The organism is Acinetobacter qingfengensis, assembly GCF_008693185.1.
Lineage (GTDB): Bacteria > Pseudomonadota > Gammaproteobacteria > Pseudomonadales > Moraxellaceae > Acinetobacter > Acinetobacter qingfengensis.
The window spans coordinates 241,631-256,653 of sequence record NZ_VXKN01000004.1 but is presented as its reverse complement, the minus strand read 5'-3'; the positions used below and the strand labels follow the sequence as shown (position 1 = coordinate 256,653).

The window sequence follows — 15,023 nt, the reverse complement described above, 5'->3', positions numbered from 1 at the left end:
TTTTTTTAAGACCGTTTCTTGTAGAAGAATCGACACATTTAGAGACCCCAGGTGAGGTGGGGTGAATTGCCCGCCCTCACGAAGAATGCACTCGTATGGTGCACTCTTCGTTTCGGATTATTTTTTGCTCAATTATTCATAACTTGCTGTGAAATTTCATACACTTGTAGATGCAAGCCATTGATGATGGCATTGAACTCCTCACTAGGTAGACCATCATCGTAATGCATTCGACTAAGTGCTGAGATGTATTGCTCCAGACGGTTGAGTTGGTCTTGTACATTCTCCAGCCTGTCTTCGGCTGTACGTAGTGGATTGCCTGCTTTTAATAATGGAATCATGGCATGCTCCTTATGCTTTATATTCAATAGTTTGTTGTGGTTTCGTGGTATCGAATACCCAACATTTGATGGTCTTATCCGTTACAGCACTGTGTACAGCATAGTTGTGCTGCATGTACTTTGGATAAGGATCACGGCTATGCATAAGCAAGGCTGCCAGTTCCATACGAGGTGGTATGCCTTGAATGGATTGGGACACCTGTTTTAGGTTAAGTGCAATCAGATTAGGGTTCTTGCTGTGGTTGAGTTTGTCCAGCCCATAGGCAAAGACAGCCTTCCAGAAGTGATCTAACACATCACTCTGAAATCCCTTGACTGGAATAACACTAGCAACGCTAAGCACTTCTTTATGCAGACGGTTTTTATTCCAGCATACAACTTCTACGCTATGCAGATAACCTTCTTCATCGCAGATCATTTGATTGACGGTGAACTCTGGGCTACCCGAAATTAACTGGACTTTGGCTCCGTATTGCAACCCTTGCGATACATACTGTTGGTTATGTAGCATGGTTGCCATCGTATTAAAGGCCTTGATATAGGCTTCTTTGATCTGTGCAGCCTTCTCTCCAGTAAAGCCCATGACCAAGAAGATAAAGCCATCTTTGGTCATTTCGTAGTATTTGGATTCACGTTGAACAGCTCCAGCTTGAATCATTTGTACGTGAGCCGAAAAGTTGGCTGACGTAAATTCGGGTGAGCAATCCAAGTTTTCGATTTTTTCTAAAACATGCGTATGACGTTTACCAAAAATCTCTGCCACTTGCAGGCTATCTGTTTTTACTTGTTGGTTTTGGATAAAGACCGCATTGTCTAAATCAAATAATGATGTGTTCATGGCTTATATCCCCCAAAAGAATAGTGAGAATGTTAAGCCAAACAAGCAGGTAAAAACACATGCTTCGCAAGTGCTCTTAATTAGTTTGATTTTTTGCTGATGACGTTGGTGCTTAGTATGTGCATCTACATCGTAGATCGGGGTGTGTTCAACCACATGAGATTTTTTCATGTTATGTACCTGTGTGTTTTGGCTTGTTATGCCAACCCAGTGACCAAACTGGGGTGGCAGACCGAACGGGGTTGGTCAACCGTGAAACACAGGTAAAACGGCAGGCTTACGCCTCCCCATTCGATCCACCATAAAGCGGATGAACCGAATTATAAGCAAAAAAAATCCGCTAGTAGCGGTTGCCTACCATGTATTTCTTAAACGAGTGACCAAACTCGCCCACCATGTTGGTGGTAAGAGCATTTCTGCTCTGTACTTTGGATAGTAACTTAGTTACTATTTTTTGGCAAGGTGTATAGCACACCTTAGTATTTCCATATATAATCTAATTAGAGAAGGTCAGTAATTTACTGACTTTTTTCATCATCGGTTAATAAATAGGTAATACACTTTGGAGGTCAGATGATACAAATTACATGCTACCAAACATGTAAAACTGATTCCAGAGATTGGCGTGTTCTTTATGATGAATTTCCTCATCATGCAAAAAATAGTAATGAATATCAGTGGTTGAGTGATGGTTACTATTTTTGGCCAGATAGTGATCATTTCGCTAAATGGTGGGGTACTGATCGATTAAGACAACCCTACTGTATTACATGTTACTTAATTCACATTGAATATGAAAAGATATTTGATATGGTGGGAAATGTTAGTCATATAAAATATTTCTTTGAAAAACTTCTAAAGTCATATGAGGCTTTATATGAACATTCGAGAAAATTTTCTTCAAAAAAGCTACCTAAACCAACCATAGCAACTGTTATTGATCATATGAGGAATTTTTACAAAGAAGAGACTTTCAATTTTAAGGCAATGAAAGTTTTGGATGCGTGGATTGATGAAGAGTTTTGTATAGATTTCACCCCCAATTCTGCATCTAAAAAAAATGAATACTTTCCTGGTTTAGCTAGAATTCAGTTATGTGTTTTTAGTGATGAGAAGCAATGTATTCAAGGTAAGATACCACACTATCCAAACGAATACTGTGATGTCATTGCCAAAGCAAGTTGATTTTTAAAAAGGTAATATTATGAACAATAACTACATTCAAAATGCTTCAGCGTTTCTTGATAATTTAGTTCAAGAAATGAATGTTGAGCTATTTATTCAACAATATGAAACACTGGATCATGAGCGTTTAAGTCATAGTATTCCTTTAAATAGCAAAAGAATTGATAACTATTATTTGTTTTGCTTAAATAATGTAAAGAAGAACGAAATTAATCGTCATCTGGACATTTGGATGTCTATAATTGAAGAAACTTCAAAACGCTCTCATAGAGTATATGCGATAGACTTAGATTTGTGTGATACAGTAAAAATAATTAAATCACATCAGCCACGTTCAAGAAATACTGATTTTATTCAAGATAACTCTACAGCTATTTTTAATTCTAATGGTATTGTTAATAAAGCAAAATACAATACTTTTGACCTCGCCCCTGATATTGCAGCCTAAGGAATGACATGAGTATTAGATTATTAGATTATAGAGCTGTACGAGTTCATTTCATACCAAGTCAAGCTTTATTGGAATATTTTGACGAAATGCAAGAAGAACAGGCAGCATTACCTTCTATTTACTATAATTCAATATTTCCTGAAACCGAGGATGAAGATGAAAATGATTTTCTTGTCCATTTTAAGCTTGATATAAAAGCGCCTTTACCTGAAGGTAAAGAGGATGATGGCATTTTAAAGGTTGATTTTATTGCTCGTTTTTCAAGTAAAAATCCTATTACTCAAGAGTTTAAGGACTCAAATTTTCCTAAAGTAAATGCCCCAGCCATTGCTTATCCCTTTATTCGAGCGTTTGTAAATAACTTCTTTATTAATTCTGGATATGATCCAGTTTTATTACCAACTTATAATTTTACAAAATCCGTTCAAGAAGTTGCTAAATAACTTTGTGAGCAATCCAAAAAGCTAAGAATTGTCATTCTTGGCTTTTTGGATTAGATAGATAACAGATCAATCCTTCAGTGGCATTGGCACTATAGGATTATTAAAATGTATGAGTTGTTCCCCTGCCCATTCATTCACAATTGATGATAAACGTACCTGCAATGGGATAATCTCATTCTCAAAATAAATTTGTGATGCTTCCGTCGGAGATCCAAAGCCTCCAGTATTACTTGGAATAATACCCATCAATACAGGTGGAATACGCATCCCTGCGAGTATATCTTCTCGAGTTGTGGACTTGATATTAAAAAAGTCATCTTTGGTTGCAACTTCATTGACTGGGATAATCTGTACACCCTTATCTTTGCCGTTGGGCGCATGGATAAACAGGTTTTTAAAATTACCCGGCCCTTTTGAATTTTTTACCGCAGTTTGAATCGCTTCCGCATCATCTTCGGTAATGTTCGGATCATTCATATACAAGATATAACCTGTATGCGATCCATTGTTGTAATACTTGCGACGGAATAGTGTAGCCGACTCATTCAGCAATGCACTTTGCAGCACGGCCATCCATTCCGGCACACCGTACACTTCCTGATTAATATCATTTTCGGCAATATGGCAAATATAATCTTTACGATATGGCTGTAACGAATAATCATCTTTAATCAATAAAAATTCATTATCCTTGCTCATACGCCGGGTATATTTTGCAATGGATGCACGATAGTACAAGGGATCACCCAACCAATTGTCTACACGCTCCAGATAAGCATTGGCAAACGTCACAAACTCAAGGCACAAGCGATCAAATTGTTTTAGGTTTAATTTTGCGTGTGGCACAAAATATTTTAACAGTTGGTTTTTCTTGAACTGCAAAGCACTGGGCAAATACGGATTTGATCCAATCGATTTCGCCAATCCGTACATATTAAATGGCGTTTCATAATATTGGCCATTCCACCAGCATTCCATCATATCCTGAATTTGATAGCCATTTAATACCGGTTCCGGATCGCCAAAGGTAAAGACCATACCATCACTTAGCTTTACGTGTTCATCACTCATTATCCAATCTCAACTTTTGTTCTACCTGTTTTTGCACCCTAGCGTTGGCCCAGCGGTTCGTTATGTAGGGCATGCAATAATGCCCAGGCTAAATCTGCATGTCCGGTTTCTTCAGATCGGCTGGCCTCAAATGTGAATTGACGACCGGATCCGGTCATAGTCTTTTTGATCGACATCAGACTCATGGCAATATCAATATCACCGGCATCAAATTCCAGTCGTTCGTCCTGTACCACTTCGAGTCCTTTCATTACCAGTAAAGTTTTAACTTCAGGTGAATAACTGAAAGTGGTTAATGCAGGGAAAAAGACTTTGACCAGCTGGGCAACACCAGTACCCATACCCGTCGTATCCAGTCCGATATAAGTCACCCGATATTTTTTACATATTTTTTCAATCACATCGGCCTGCGATTGGAAATCCATACCTTTGAATTGATGCTTTTCCAGTACACGGAATTTTGAATATTCATAATCAGGTGGTGCCAGAACAACCAATCCGGCACTGTCCCCTGTCTCCGCAGGGTCATAACCTAGCCATACTTCTTTATTGCCAAAAGGTCGATTGAAGGTAGGTTTAAAGTCCTTGTACCAAAGTTCCATACTATCAACCATCAATGGTTGCAAGCTGGCCAATGGGAACATTGAGTGACCATCATCAACAAATTCACACATGTACAAATTAGAAAATTCTTCGGTACTGTTTTCGTCGATCAATTCTTCAATGTCGAATAAATCACAGCCCTGGCGTTCAGCATCATAAATATTAACAATATGCCGCCAAGTGCGATCCCCACACAATGCACCATTTACCAACGCATCATGTGATACATCAATTTCAACCTTTTTATCCTTGGTTCGCCCTCTGTTATAGGCCTCACCATTCCAGAACTTATAACCCTCATGGGTTTTGGTGGAAGGTGTAGAAAAATAAGTTTTCTTATAGATTTTTTGCGATGCCATACCAGAGGCATTTTTTTTCAATTGGGCAAAGCCATAGACCCAAAAGAACTCATCAAAATATAAATCACCGGAGTAACTTTGTGCTGTCCTGAAATTTGTACCCAAGAAAAATAAACGTACCGTTTCATTGCTTGGCAAAGTAATCACGATCGGATCACCGCTAAGATCAACCTCAATCGCCTGCATGACAAAATCTTTGATATACCCCTTGAAAGCATGTGCCTGGGCTTTTGATGCAGAGATAAAAATTTGATTCCGTCCGGTGGTGATTGCTTTAATCAAAGCTTCCCGAGCAAAGTAGAAAGTCGCACCAATTTGACGGGACTTCAGCAATATTCGGTTACGTTGATCTACATTTCGGTACCAGACTTTCTGATAATCAAATAATCCCTCATCAAATTTTTCAATCAATTGCTCAATTTGTTCTTCTGTCAGGGCATTGGGTAAATTTGCTTTTTTCGGTTTAGCATTTCTATTTTTAATATTCGGATTCAGATCCGCTTCATTACCACCATTTAAATATTTATCGACTCTGGCCAGACGTTCAACCTGCCGCATCAAACAATCAATTTCCTTAAAATCATGTGCCGATTTTTGATCTTTTAAAATCAGCATCACCATTCTGGCTTCAAGTGCTTCGGCAATACGACCGGCAGGTGCATCTTTGTCCCATTTGTCACGAGCCTTCCATGCATGGACAGTTTTATCATTCTCTTTCAAGAATTCTGCAATCGAACTGATCCGCCAACCCATCCAGTACAAAAACTTGGCATACAGTCGGTTATCAAAGGTCAGGATTGGGGATTTTTCGGCGATCTCATTCATGTAGCAATTAAGCCAATTACTACAAAATTAAGCATGTTGATGGTGTTGTCTATTCGCTATACACAACAAGGGCTTATTGCGTATTTATCTATTTGTGCCGATTCTGCCAATTATATTTATAGATTGTTATTTTCAATTTTAATGCAGGATCCAACATGTCAGCAGAAAATCAAGCAACGGCTAAAAAATCAAAATGGTTTCGTGTAGCCGTCGCCGGTGCATCAATTGATGGCCGTACCATCGAACCGCAATGGCTCACCGATATGGCTGATACATACAGCCAAAATACCTACGGTGCCCGAATTTGGCTGGAACATTTACGCAGTGCCTCTCCAGATTCAACTTTTGGGGCGTATGGTGACGTGCTTGCTCTTAAAACCGAAGAAGTTGAAATCGCCGGTGAGAAAAAACTTGCGTTATTTGCCCAGATCGAAGCCCTACCCCAATTGCTTGAAGTCAATAAAAAAGGGCAGAAAATTTATACCTCAATTGAAGTCAAACCAAACTTTGCCGGCACAGGTAAAACCTATTTAGGTGGCTTAGGCATTACCGACTCACCAGCTTCCATCGGCACAGAAAAATTAAAATTTTCCAGTACATTTGCCGGCATCAAGTTTGGTGACAGTCCAGACAATCTGTTCTCGACACCAATTGAAGCCAGCATCGAATTTGAAGAAACTCAAGCTAATACGGGTTGGTTCGACAAATTTAAGGCCATGTTCTCCAGCAATAAAGAACAAACCGATAGCAACTTTTCCAATGTTCAGCAAGCAGTTCAAATGGTTGGCGAACGTCAGGTCGATGTCGAAAAAGAATTTGCTTCACTAAAAACTGCACATGACGATTTAGCAGCAAACTTTAATTCGCTGAAAACAGATTATGACACTGTAAAACAAAAGCTGGAATCAACCGAACAACCGGGACAACAGCAGCAATTTAGCCGTGGAAATTCAACCGATGTCGTGGACTGCTAATCCAGTCCTCTAATTTTTACGATTAACCAGATTTTGAGATAAAAAATGCGTAATGACACCCGATTAAGATTTAATGCAGCAATGACACAACTGGCCACGCTTAACGGTGTGTCCAGTGTTACCGAAAAATTTACCGTCAGTCCGACGATTGCCCAGAAAATTGAAGGACAGATTCAGAAAAAAGTCCAATTCCTCGGCATGATCAATGTTGAAGAAGTAATTGATCAAACAGCGGAAGTACTCGGCTTAGGCATGGGTTCAACCATCGCAGGGCGTACCGATACCAGTGGTAGCGGTGAACGTACTGCAATTGATCCATCAAACATCAGCCGTAAACGTGACTATTTCTGCCGCCAGACCAACTTCGATACAGCAATCCGTTATAACCGATTAGACATGTGGGCACATAAACCGAATTTCTACCCACTGTTTAAAGATCAGATTCAAACCCAGCAAGGTCTGGATCGCATCATGATTGGTTGGAACGGTACCTCTGCCGCTGCAACAACAAACCGGTCAACCAATCCACTATTACAGGATGTCAATATCGGCTGGCTGCAAAAAATCCGTACCGATGCACCGGCGCAACATATGACTGAAGGAGCGGAAGGGACTGGAAAAATTACCGTCGGTGCAACAGGTGACTATAAAAATTTGGATGCATTGGTACAGAACATTGCCGATGAATATATCCATCCAATTTTTCGGGATGGTACCGATTTAGTTGTGATTGTCGGCCGCAACTTGCTCAATGAAAAGAATTTCCGCATTACCAACAATGCCGATGACAACGAAAATGTTTTGGCAGGCCAAGTTCTGGTATCACAAATTCAGATTGGTGGATTAAAAGCTATCCGAGTGCCGTACTTCGCAGAGAATGCAATTCTCATCACCAGCCTGGATAACTTGTCTATTTATTGGCAAAAAGGTACTCGTCGCCGTCACATTATTGATGAACCGAAAAAAGACCAGATCGCCAACTATGAATCGGTAAATGAAGACTATGTCGTAGAAGAATACGAAAAAGTCGCATTTGCAGAAAATATCGAATTTATTGATTAAGGTAATTTAACGATGATGTCACCAGCAAAACGCCATCGTTTAAAGGTTCTGGCGGAGCAACAAGCGACCGCCATGACCGATGACTTTGGCGGTTACAACAAAGATGCCAGCGCATATCAGTTACAGCTTAAAGAACTGACCAATGACAAAATACGGCTCAAAGGCATTGAGTCAATTCAGACCAAGATTGAAGAAAAACGCAAACTTGTTCCGAAATACATGCCTTATGTGAAAGGTGTCATCAATGCCGACAAACCCGTTGATGACCTAATTGTCACAACAATGATGGTCTGGTGTATAGCCAATACACAGGCGTTATTGCAATTTATAAAGACAAAAATGGCAAGCAACAAAATTTTAAGCTAGGCGATCAAAGCAAACCTCTCACCTTAAAACATACATATCAAACTCAAAATTCGGCAGAAAATGCAGCTTATCGAGAATACAACCGTATTCGTGAAACCAATAATCAGCCCTTGGTGGAAAAACCCAAGAAAGAGAAAAAAGCCCCACTCACCAAAGCCGAAAAAGCCGCCAAACTCAAAAATAAATATGCGTCATACACCGGCGTAAAGACCTGGTACAAAGGCAGCAATGGCAAAGATCAAGTCGTGGTGCTTGGTGGACAAAGCAAACCACTGATCAAAGAACATGTTTATGTCAGCAAAAAATCTGCCGATGCCTGGGCAAAACGTGAATATCAAAAAATACAGAATGCCAAAAAATAGGCAAAAAAATACCCACTTGGGGCAGTGGGTAGAAAATGGGGTTTTTCATTGCAATTATCAGCGGTGCTGACAGACATAAAGTATCATATTTAATGATATTTACAAGTAAAATCACTATTTATCGTGGTTTTAAGCTATTATTTACATATGTTTACAGAGCAAACACAACATGAGAATACCAAAACATGCCTGCCCTCACTGTAAATCGGCCATGATTCTGCGCTCCAGTCGTCAGGACCATGCCCTGCTCAAAACAGTATATGCCCAATGCACCAATCCATTTTGCGGAGCCACCTTCAAAGGTCGAACAGAATGGCTACAACAACTCTCGCCTTCAGCCACCCCAAACCCGGAAATCCTCAAACAGTTGAAGCAACCAGCATGACAGACATCATTGACATCGCCCAACAACGCCAGCTAGAGCAAATAAAAATCCAGCCCAAAGACTACACCGCCCCATCACTTACAGAATGTGAGCAATGCGGCAACGACATTCCACCACAGCGGCAAGCCTATGGTGGCATTACCTTATGTATTGACTGTGCAGCAACACAAGAAGCCAAAGCCAGAACATTTCGTTAATGCACTGGCCAGCATTTTATTTCGGCTTTTTGACCGGTGCTTTGATGGCACTGATCGCCGTGTGCTGGTATTTAGAAATTCCATTACTTCAGATTCATCGGTTCTAAATAAATTAACAATGTTTTTTTGAAAAAGTTAAATTTATAACTTATAATTTGTACATACAAATGTATTTACAAGGTGCATTACAATGGCAACAATTAATATCCGAATAGAAGATGAACTAAAAGAACGAGCTTATGCAGCTTTGGATAAGCTAGGGATTACGCCATCCGATTTATTGCGTCAAACTTTACAATATGTCGCAGATCAAGAAAAACTACCCTTCAAAACGCTAGTCGTTTCAGACGAAGATGCAGAGCTTTTGGAAATTGTGAAGCAACGATTAGCCACCCCACAAAAAGGCATTAAGGTAAGCCTAGATGACCTCTAACACTAAATACAGTCTCGAATTTGATCCACGAGCATTAAAGGAATGGAAAAAGCTAGGCAGTACCATTCAAACACAATTTAAAAAGAAACTTGCCAAAATTTTGGAAAATCCACATATCGAAGCCAATCGTTTAAGTGGATTTTCAGACTGTTATAAAATCAAGCTTAAAGCGTCAGGCTATCGTTTGGTTTACCAAGTACAAGATGATGTAGTTTTGGTCTTTGTATTGGCCGTGGGCAAGCGTGAGCGTAGTGAAGCATATGAGCTGGCACATCATCGAGTAGATGAATAAATATCTTTGTCTCTAATCCTTCACTTTTTCCAACTCTAAAAATTGTTTTGCTTTCCATGGTTTTAACAGAGGGCTTAAAAAACATAAGCCGATAGTAATTGCAATAATGGATAATAAAAATTGCAATCCAAAAAAAATATTTGGTAAGTCTTTAAGACTTTCACCTGTTGTCCATGCGATATAAAAAACCCAAAATGTCGGGAATAACGATGCAAATACAAAAACAAAATACTGTATCGTTCCAATCCAATACATGACCTTTACACTGCCATCTGTATATTTTGATTTCAACTTATATTTTTTGGTTGTTTGATCTTTTTCAAGACAAGAGCCTGCAGACTCATAATATTTAATAGCAGCTTTTTTATTACGGCATGAAATAATATAAAAAAGTAAATCTATATCATAATGCTTAAATTTCAATTATTTCTGAATTTTTTCAATATTAAAATGATATTCAAGCTCAGATTTTACATTTTTAAACAAAGAATCATTTAATAAATTTTCTTGATTCTTCAATCTATCTTGTTCACTTTTATTTCGATATTCTAAATAATTTTTAATTTCAGATATTAAACCTGATTTTGCAACAAAATAGATAACCATTGCCAAAATAACTAAAAAAATTATGCTACATAAAAAGATCAAACCATAGGTATCATTCAATAGTTTTTGAATAATAATATTTAAATCAACATTTGCATTCACTGCTACTATTCCCTATTAAAAGTTTTATTATGATTTATTTTCACGATCCTTAACATTCTCTATCGCTTTCATCGCAATATCAGCAATATTTTTAGGCACATCCTTAAACTTCTCATTAGGTAAATCAACTACTCCAGCATCTTTACCAAAATAATCCTGAATCAATCCTTTATGTATATCTTTTTTCTCATCATCTTCAAATAAATTGATAAACGGACGTAATGAACTCAGCTTCAACTTCATACTTTCACTATGACGCCAGTGTGTGTATGAACGAAACGCTATACGGCTAGTATAAATTACCGTTAAGAATAATAAGAAAGATAGAACAAGCCGAAACCCTAAATAGATAGTGGCATATTCAGCTGTAGCTTCAAGTGCTAGAAGTTTTGTTGGATCGGTTTCGTGAACATAAGTTTGATAATAGTCTTGTAAACCAAACCAGGCCATACATAGAGCGACGATAATGATCACAATACTTAAAGCAGTTGCTATCCAGTAAGTTATCATTTCCGAAGAAGCTTTTTTTGAATAATGTCTTGAAATTTCTTCTTCAGATTTATGATTGATAATACGTTTATAGGATTCTATATCACCCAAAAGTTCTTCAATTGTTTTTTTGGATGCACCAATGGACTCTTTAATCTCTTCAATATCATTATTTATATGAACAGTAGCATTCGCTTTTTGTTCATTGATTTCGTTTTGAAGAGTAAGAATAAGATCATTTGATCGTTCTCTTAGCTTCTGTTCAAAATCTTCAATGAAATTAGATTTATGATCCATTAAATTAGATATTTTTTTATCTAGCACTTGAACTTCTTTACGAATCTGATTGAAAGATAATTCATCTAATTTATTTTCCAATACATTTACACGTTCTAAAATATTTTTAGCTTTAAAATCACTATTATTAAATGCGGCTAGATATTCATTGATATTCTCATTTAATATATCAATTATTTTTGCCATGTGAATATTAACATTCATTAGATGAGAACTATTAATGTTAAACAAACCTTCTCTTTCAGAAGAAGCAGTGTTCATAAAAGATATTAAATCACTAGATAATATACCTACTGAAGCATGTAAGTTTATAACACCATTTTCTTTACAATATCCTAATGATATTAATGTATCTAATTTTTCTATTATTTCGTCAAAGGTCGATGTTAATCGAGAAAATTCAGTAATATTGGTATTTATTTTATATTTATTAATATTATTATTAATAAATTGATCTAGCTGTCCTTTAAGATTTATTAAATTAGCTTTTGCACTTGTTAATTCAGCTGATAACAGCATTCTTTCATTAGCCACACCAAATTCCCCACCAATCTAACTATTTATAAAAATCTTAAAATTCTACTTACACAAAAATAGTAACTTAGTAACGATACAAAAGCTACCGCTAAACCCTAATGTTTGCTGTTTTACTTGACAATCTGGAATACTTAGTCCCATCTCAAATTTTTGGCATCGGTCTATTACGAACAAACTTAACATCAGAAGGATTTTTTGATCGATACTCAACATCTTCGCAAGGCATCAACCAATACACACTCCAACCATGGATCATCTTACCGTCTTTAACTGGCTCTGCCAGTGAAATGACAAACTCAATATAGGTCTGTTCCCAAGTCTTCATTGTGCATTACCGTTTTTATTAATATTCTTAATTGCTTCCGTTGTTGCTTTGACCAAATCTGCACTCGTTTTAACCTGGTCTACCAGTAAATTACCATTTGTTTTATTACTGCTTTTTTCTAGTTCCCGACCAAAGTACTTTAATGCTAATTCTTTACGGACACTAGCCGCTTCCTCAGTTGGGATACTTTCCATAAAGCTTGGATAAGCTTGCAACTCAACTTGTGTTTGATAATTTTGATCGGCTAAATGTTGATAGTGTGAGGATTGCTTTATAAAATAAGTTATTAATGTAATTCCTACAGTTAAAACAGATAATTTTAGAAACCAAAATTCTGAATCAGTTACTTCCCAAATATTTTGAATACAAGATTTTAATAGGAAAAGTAAAAAAGTCGAACTAAAAACTATGACTAGACTTTTATAAAATTTATCTCTATATTTCTTTTCAGAATCTCTGTGAATCTTAACTGCATTATTATAAATGCTTTCAGTTTTTGCATTATCAGCAATATTTCTTCGTCTTCGAAAAGTATTCAATTCCTCATTTACTTCTACCATAATTTTATTAAGAGAATTACCTATAAAATTAGTAAAATTAGTACGATGATCTGTATATAATTTAATAAAATATAGAGAAATATTAATATAACCCAAAATATTTGCTAGGTTTTTATCAATATCACCCACCTTGTTTTTAATTCTTTCTAAATTATTATTTATAAGATCAATGTTTTTCTCTAAATTAATTAATATATCAATATCATTAAAATTTAATTCACCTAGAAGTATAATTATGGTTTCAATAGTAGCTTTTATACTATCATTTGTATGATTATATAATAAATTATTCCAATCTTCATTTTTTAAGGTTTCTAAAGTACTAATTAAATATGTTTTTTTTTGCCTAAAAGCTTTTTTTTTCTTGCTATATCCTCCGCTAAACTTAAATCTTCTGTCATTTTCCCCACCAAACCAATTACTTATAAAAATATTAAAATTCTACTTGCCAAAAAATAGTAACTTAGTTACGCTTTAAAGGCAAGGCAAAATCCTTGCACAGGCGTGAGAACCTGAAATATTTATGATCACAGACGCAAAAAGTCCGTCACGGGCTATTTTTTTGCGTACAATTCAGCTTTGCTGTTCTATGGCAGGCTGGATAGGGCAGCCTTCGGGCTGGCCGCTCCCTGTGATCGCGGTATTCTCACCCCTGTCCAGTCTGTCACCATCACCGTGAGAAGTAATGGTGTCAGGTTAAAACTTAACTTGATCACAGGAATAGCAAATGAAACATTTCGCTTCTACGCATTCGCACACTCAAAATTCCGTACGGGAACACACCCCAATCTACGATGTAGACGCATACAATCAACAACAGCGTCGTCGCCAGCGTCAACAAACCCTGATCAATACCGCCTCATATCTCTGTATCTTTGGCTTGGCATTCTCCATGCTATTTTGGGGAGTATAGCCATGATCAATTTTTTTACGCACCTCTTCAGCACCTTTTATGCACCTCCACATGCAATTCAAAGTATGTATGATTCCATTCAATCAAAGAAATTGGGGGAATGCTCATGAATGCAATAACACAACTCGACGATGCAGTATTTATCCACGACCAACAGGTAAAAACCAACAGCCTAAAAGTTGCCGAGATTTTTAAAAAACGTCACGACAATGTTTTACAAAAAATCGAAAGTATCTTAGCAATAAAATCTAGCGCCCTTAATTTTCAGGAGGCTAAATCTAACGCCCTCAATTTTGAGGTGGTTGAATTTAACCAGCGCAATTTTACGCTCGTCGAATATTTAGATGAACAAGGCAAACCACGCCCAATGTACGAAATGACCAAAGATGGTTTTATTTTCTTGGTTATGGGCTTTACTGGTGAAGAAGCAGCACTGACCAAAATTGCCTACATCAACACCTTCAACCAAATGGCTGCCATGCTTCACAACGTACAAGGCAATCTGCAACATATCCATGTCGGTGCAGCTGTACAACTTAAATCCGGTGGACCACTCTACACCGTTAGCCGTATCCACTACGACCAAAACGGCTTTATGCAAGATGCCGAAGTCATGTGGCACGACAAAGCCAAACTATGTCGTGAAACCATTCCCGTCGCCTGCCTCTCACTGGAACAAAAAAACCTGATCCAGAACAAAACCCTAGGCGACTTTTGGCAAAGCATAAACCACTACGGCATAGACAAACTCAATCACAGCCGGGACAGCCGCATTTTGGCACTCAACATCACTCAGCTTTACCAGAGTATCGAAGGTTTACCGGCCAAAACCCTACTACAAGCCAACCTCATGCAAAGCCGTAGCCCCTACCCGATCTACATGCAGCACAACCATGCCGTCAGTAGTATCATCACAGGCAAAACCGTCAAATGCTGGATATTTGATGCACGGCAACAGCATGTATTGGAACATACCGAATATCCACTTGGATAAATACCCGTTTTTA

23 protein-coding genes are annotated in these 15,023 nt (G+C 37.6%); 14 read left to right on the top strand and 9 right to left on the bottom strand.

What is annotated here, in order from left to right:
- Window positions 1-128: 128 nt before the first annotated feature.
- Together F4V57_RS07620 and F4V57_RS07615 are read right to left on the bottom strand one after the other, a co-directional pair.
- Window positions 129-341, bottom strand: coding sequence for a hypothetical protein (locus tag F4V57_RS07620; RefSeq protein WP_070069773.1), 213 nt, complete (start codon window positions 339-341; stop codon window positions 129-131).
- 10 nt (window positions 342-351) lie between these two features.
- Window positions 352-1,179, bottom strand: coding sequence for a Rha family transcriptional regulator (locus tag F4V57_RS07615; protein WP_070069774.1), 828 nt, complete (start codon window positions 1,177-1,179; stop codon window positions 352-354).
- 119 nt (window positions 1,180-1,298) lie between these two features.
- On the opposite strand from F4V57_RS07615, the gene F4V57_RS07610 reads away from it, so the two are divergent.
- The 4 genes from F4V57_RS07610 (at window position 1,299) to F4V57_RS07595 (ending at window position 3,258) form a co-directional block, all read left to right on the top strand.
- Window positions 1,299-1,484, top strand: a complete 186-nt coding sequence (locus F4V57_RS07610; protein ID WP_141729227.1) for a hypothetical protein — start codon at window positions 1,299-1,301, stop codon at window positions 1,482-1,484.
- A gap of 268 nt (window positions 1,485-1,752) precedes the next feature.
- Window positions 1,753-2,364 (top strand): hypothetical protein, encoded by a 612-nt coding sequence (locus F4V57_RS07605; RefSeq protein WP_070069775.1) that lies wholly within the window; start codon window positions 1,753-1,755, stop codon window positions 2,362-2,364.
- A 19-nt stretch (window positions 2,365-2,383) separates the two neighbouring features.
- Window positions 2,384-2,812, top strand: coding sequence for a hypothetical protein (locus tag F4V57_RS07600; protein WP_070069776.1), 429 nt, complete (start codon window positions 2,384-2,386; stop codon window positions 2,810-2,812).
- An 8-nt stretch (window positions 2,813-2,820) separates the two neighbouring features.
- The gene (locus F4V57_RS07595; protein WP_070069777.1) at window positions 2,821-3,258 is read left to right on the top strand and encodes a protein-export chaperone SecB; all 438 of its coding nucleotides are present in this window, start codon (window positions 2,821-2,823) and stop codon (window positions 3,256-3,258) included.
- 66 nt (window positions 3,259-3,324) lie between these two features.
- Here F4V57_RS07595 and F4V57_RS07590 read toward each other — a convergent pair whose 3' ends face one another.
- The gene (locus F4V57_RS07590; RefSeq protein WP_070069778.1) at window positions 3,325-4,329 is read right to left on the bottom strand and encodes a phage portal protein; all 1,005 of its coding nucleotides are present in this window, start codon (window positions 4,327-4,329) and stop codon (window positions 3,325-3,327) included.
- A 38-nt stretch (window positions 4,330-4,367) separates the two neighbouring features.
- Entirely contained in the window at window positions 4,368-6,116 is a 1,749-nt protein-coding gene (locus tag F4V57_RS07585; protein ID WP_070069779.1) for a terminase large subunit domain-containing protein, read from the bottom strand.
- A gap of 155 nt (window positions 6,117-6,271) precedes the next feature.
- Here F4V57_RS07585 and F4V57_RS07580 point away from each other — a divergent pair, with 155 nt between their 5' ends.
- From F4V57_RS07580 to F4V57_RS07545, 8 genes are all read left to right on the top strand, one after another.
- Window positions 6,272-7,090 (top strand): GPO family capsid scaffolding protein, encoded by an 819-nt coding sequence (locus F4V57_RS07580; protein WP_070069780.1) that lies wholly within the window; start codon window positions 6,272-6,274, stop codon window positions 7,088-7,090.
- Window positions 7,091-7,135: 45 nt separating this feature from the next.
- A complete protein-coding gene (locus F4V57_RS07575; RefSeq protein WP_070069781.1) occupies window positions 7,136-8,152 on the top strand; it encodes a phage major capsid protein, P2 family in 1,017 nt (338 codons plus the stop codon).
- A 12-nt stretch (window positions 8,153-8,164) separates the two neighbouring features.
- Window positions 8,165-8,518 (top strand): phage terminase small subunit, encoded by a 354-nt coding sequence (gene gpM, locus F4V57_RS07570; protein WP_070069782.1) that lies wholly within the window; start codon window positions 8,165-8,167, stop codon window positions 8,516-8,518.
- Entirely contained in the window at window positions 8,446-8,880 is a 435-nt protein-coding gene (locus tag F4V57_RS07565; protein WP_070069783.1) for a hypothetical protein, read from the top strand. Before gpM ends, F4V57_RS07565 begins: the two co-directional genes overlap by 73 nt.
- Before the next feature lie 169 nt (window positions 8,881-9,049).
- Window positions 9,050-9,265, top strand: a complete 216-nt coding sequence (locus tag F4V57_RS15105; RefSeq protein ID WP_081409199.1) for an ogr/Delta-like zinc finger family protein — start codon at window positions 9,050-9,052, stop codon at window positions 9,263-9,265.
- Window positions 9,262-9,462: a TraR/DksA C4-type zinc finger protein gene (locus F4V57_RS07555; protein WP_070069792.1), complete on the top strand. Its 201-nt coding sequence runs from the start codon at window positions 9,262-9,264 to the stop codon at window positions 9,460-9,462. Before F4V57_RS15105 ends, F4V57_RS07555 begins: the two co-directional genes overlap by 4 nt.
- Window positions 9,463-9,652: 190 nt before the next feature.
- Window positions 9,653-9,895: a type II toxin-antitoxin system RelB/DinJ family antitoxin gene (locus tag F4V57_RS07550; protein ID WP_070069784.1), complete on the top strand. Its 243-nt coding sequence runs from the start codon at window positions 9,653-9,655 to the stop codon at window positions 9,893-9,895.
- Entirely contained in the window at window positions 9,885-10,187 is a 303-nt protein-coding gene (locus F4V57_RS07545) for a type II toxin-antitoxin system RelE family toxin (protein WP_070069785.1), read from the top strand. The genes F4V57_RS07550 and F4V57_RS07545 overlap by 11 nt, the downstream gene beginning before the upstream one ends.
- Window positions 10,188-10,199: 12 nt before the next feature.
- Here F4V57_RS07545 and F4V57_RS07540 read toward each other — a convergent pair whose 3' ends face one another.
- From F4V57_RS07540 to F4V57_RS07525, 5 genes are all read right to left on the bottom strand, one after another.
- Window positions 10,200-10,610 carry a hypothetical protein gene (locus F4V57_RS07540; protein WP_070069786.1) on the bottom strand — a complete coding sequence of 137 codons (411 nt, stop codon included), beginning with the start codon at window positions 10,608-10,610 and terminating at the stop codon, window positions 10,200-10,202.
- Window positions 10,611-10,895 carry a hypothetical protein gene (locus tag F4V57_RS07535; protein ID WP_070069787.1) on the bottom strand — a complete coding sequence of 95 codons (285 nt, stop codon included), beginning with the start codon at window positions 10,893-10,895 and terminating at the stop codon, window positions 10,611-10,613.
- Window positions 10,896-10,922: 27 nt separating this feature from the next.
- Window positions 10,923-12,215: a hypothetical protein gene (locus F4V57_RS07530; protein ID WP_070069788.1), complete on the bottom strand. Its 1,293-nt coding sequence runs from the start codon at window positions 12,213-12,215 to the stop codon at window positions 10,923-10,925.
- Window positions 12,216-12,360: 145 nt separating this feature from the next.
- On the bottom strand, window positions 12,361-12,543 hold the full coding sequence (locus F4V57_RS14770) for a hypothetical protein (RefSeq protein WP_070069789.1): 183 nt from the start codon (window positions 12,541-12,543) through the stop codon (window positions 12,361-12,363).
- Complete coding sequence (locus F4V57_RS07525; RefSeq protein ID WP_150330545.1) at window positions 12,540-13,232, bottom strand: hypothetical protein; 693 nt, start codon at window positions 13,230-13,232, stop codon at window positions 12,540-12,542. The genes F4V57_RS14770 and F4V57_RS07525 overlap by 4 nt, the downstream gene beginning before the upstream one ends.
- A gap of 598 nt (window positions 13,233-13,830) precedes the next feature.
- Here F4V57_RS07525 and F4V57_RS07520 point away from each other — a divergent pair.
- Together F4V57_RS07520 and F4V57_RS07515 are read left to right on the top strand one after the other, a co-directional pair.
- A complete protein-coding gene (locus tag F4V57_RS07520; protein WP_081409245.1) occupies window positions 13,831-14,016 on the top strand; it encodes a hypothetical protein in 186 nt (61 codons plus the stop codon).
- A gap of 106 nt (window positions 14,017-14,122) precedes the next feature.
- Entirely contained in the window at window positions 14,123-15,010 is an 888-nt protein-coding gene (locus F4V57_RS07515) for a Rha family transcriptional regulator (RefSeq protein WP_070070414.1), read from the top strand.
- The last annotated feature ends 13 nt before the right edge of the window (window positions 15,011-15,023 follow it).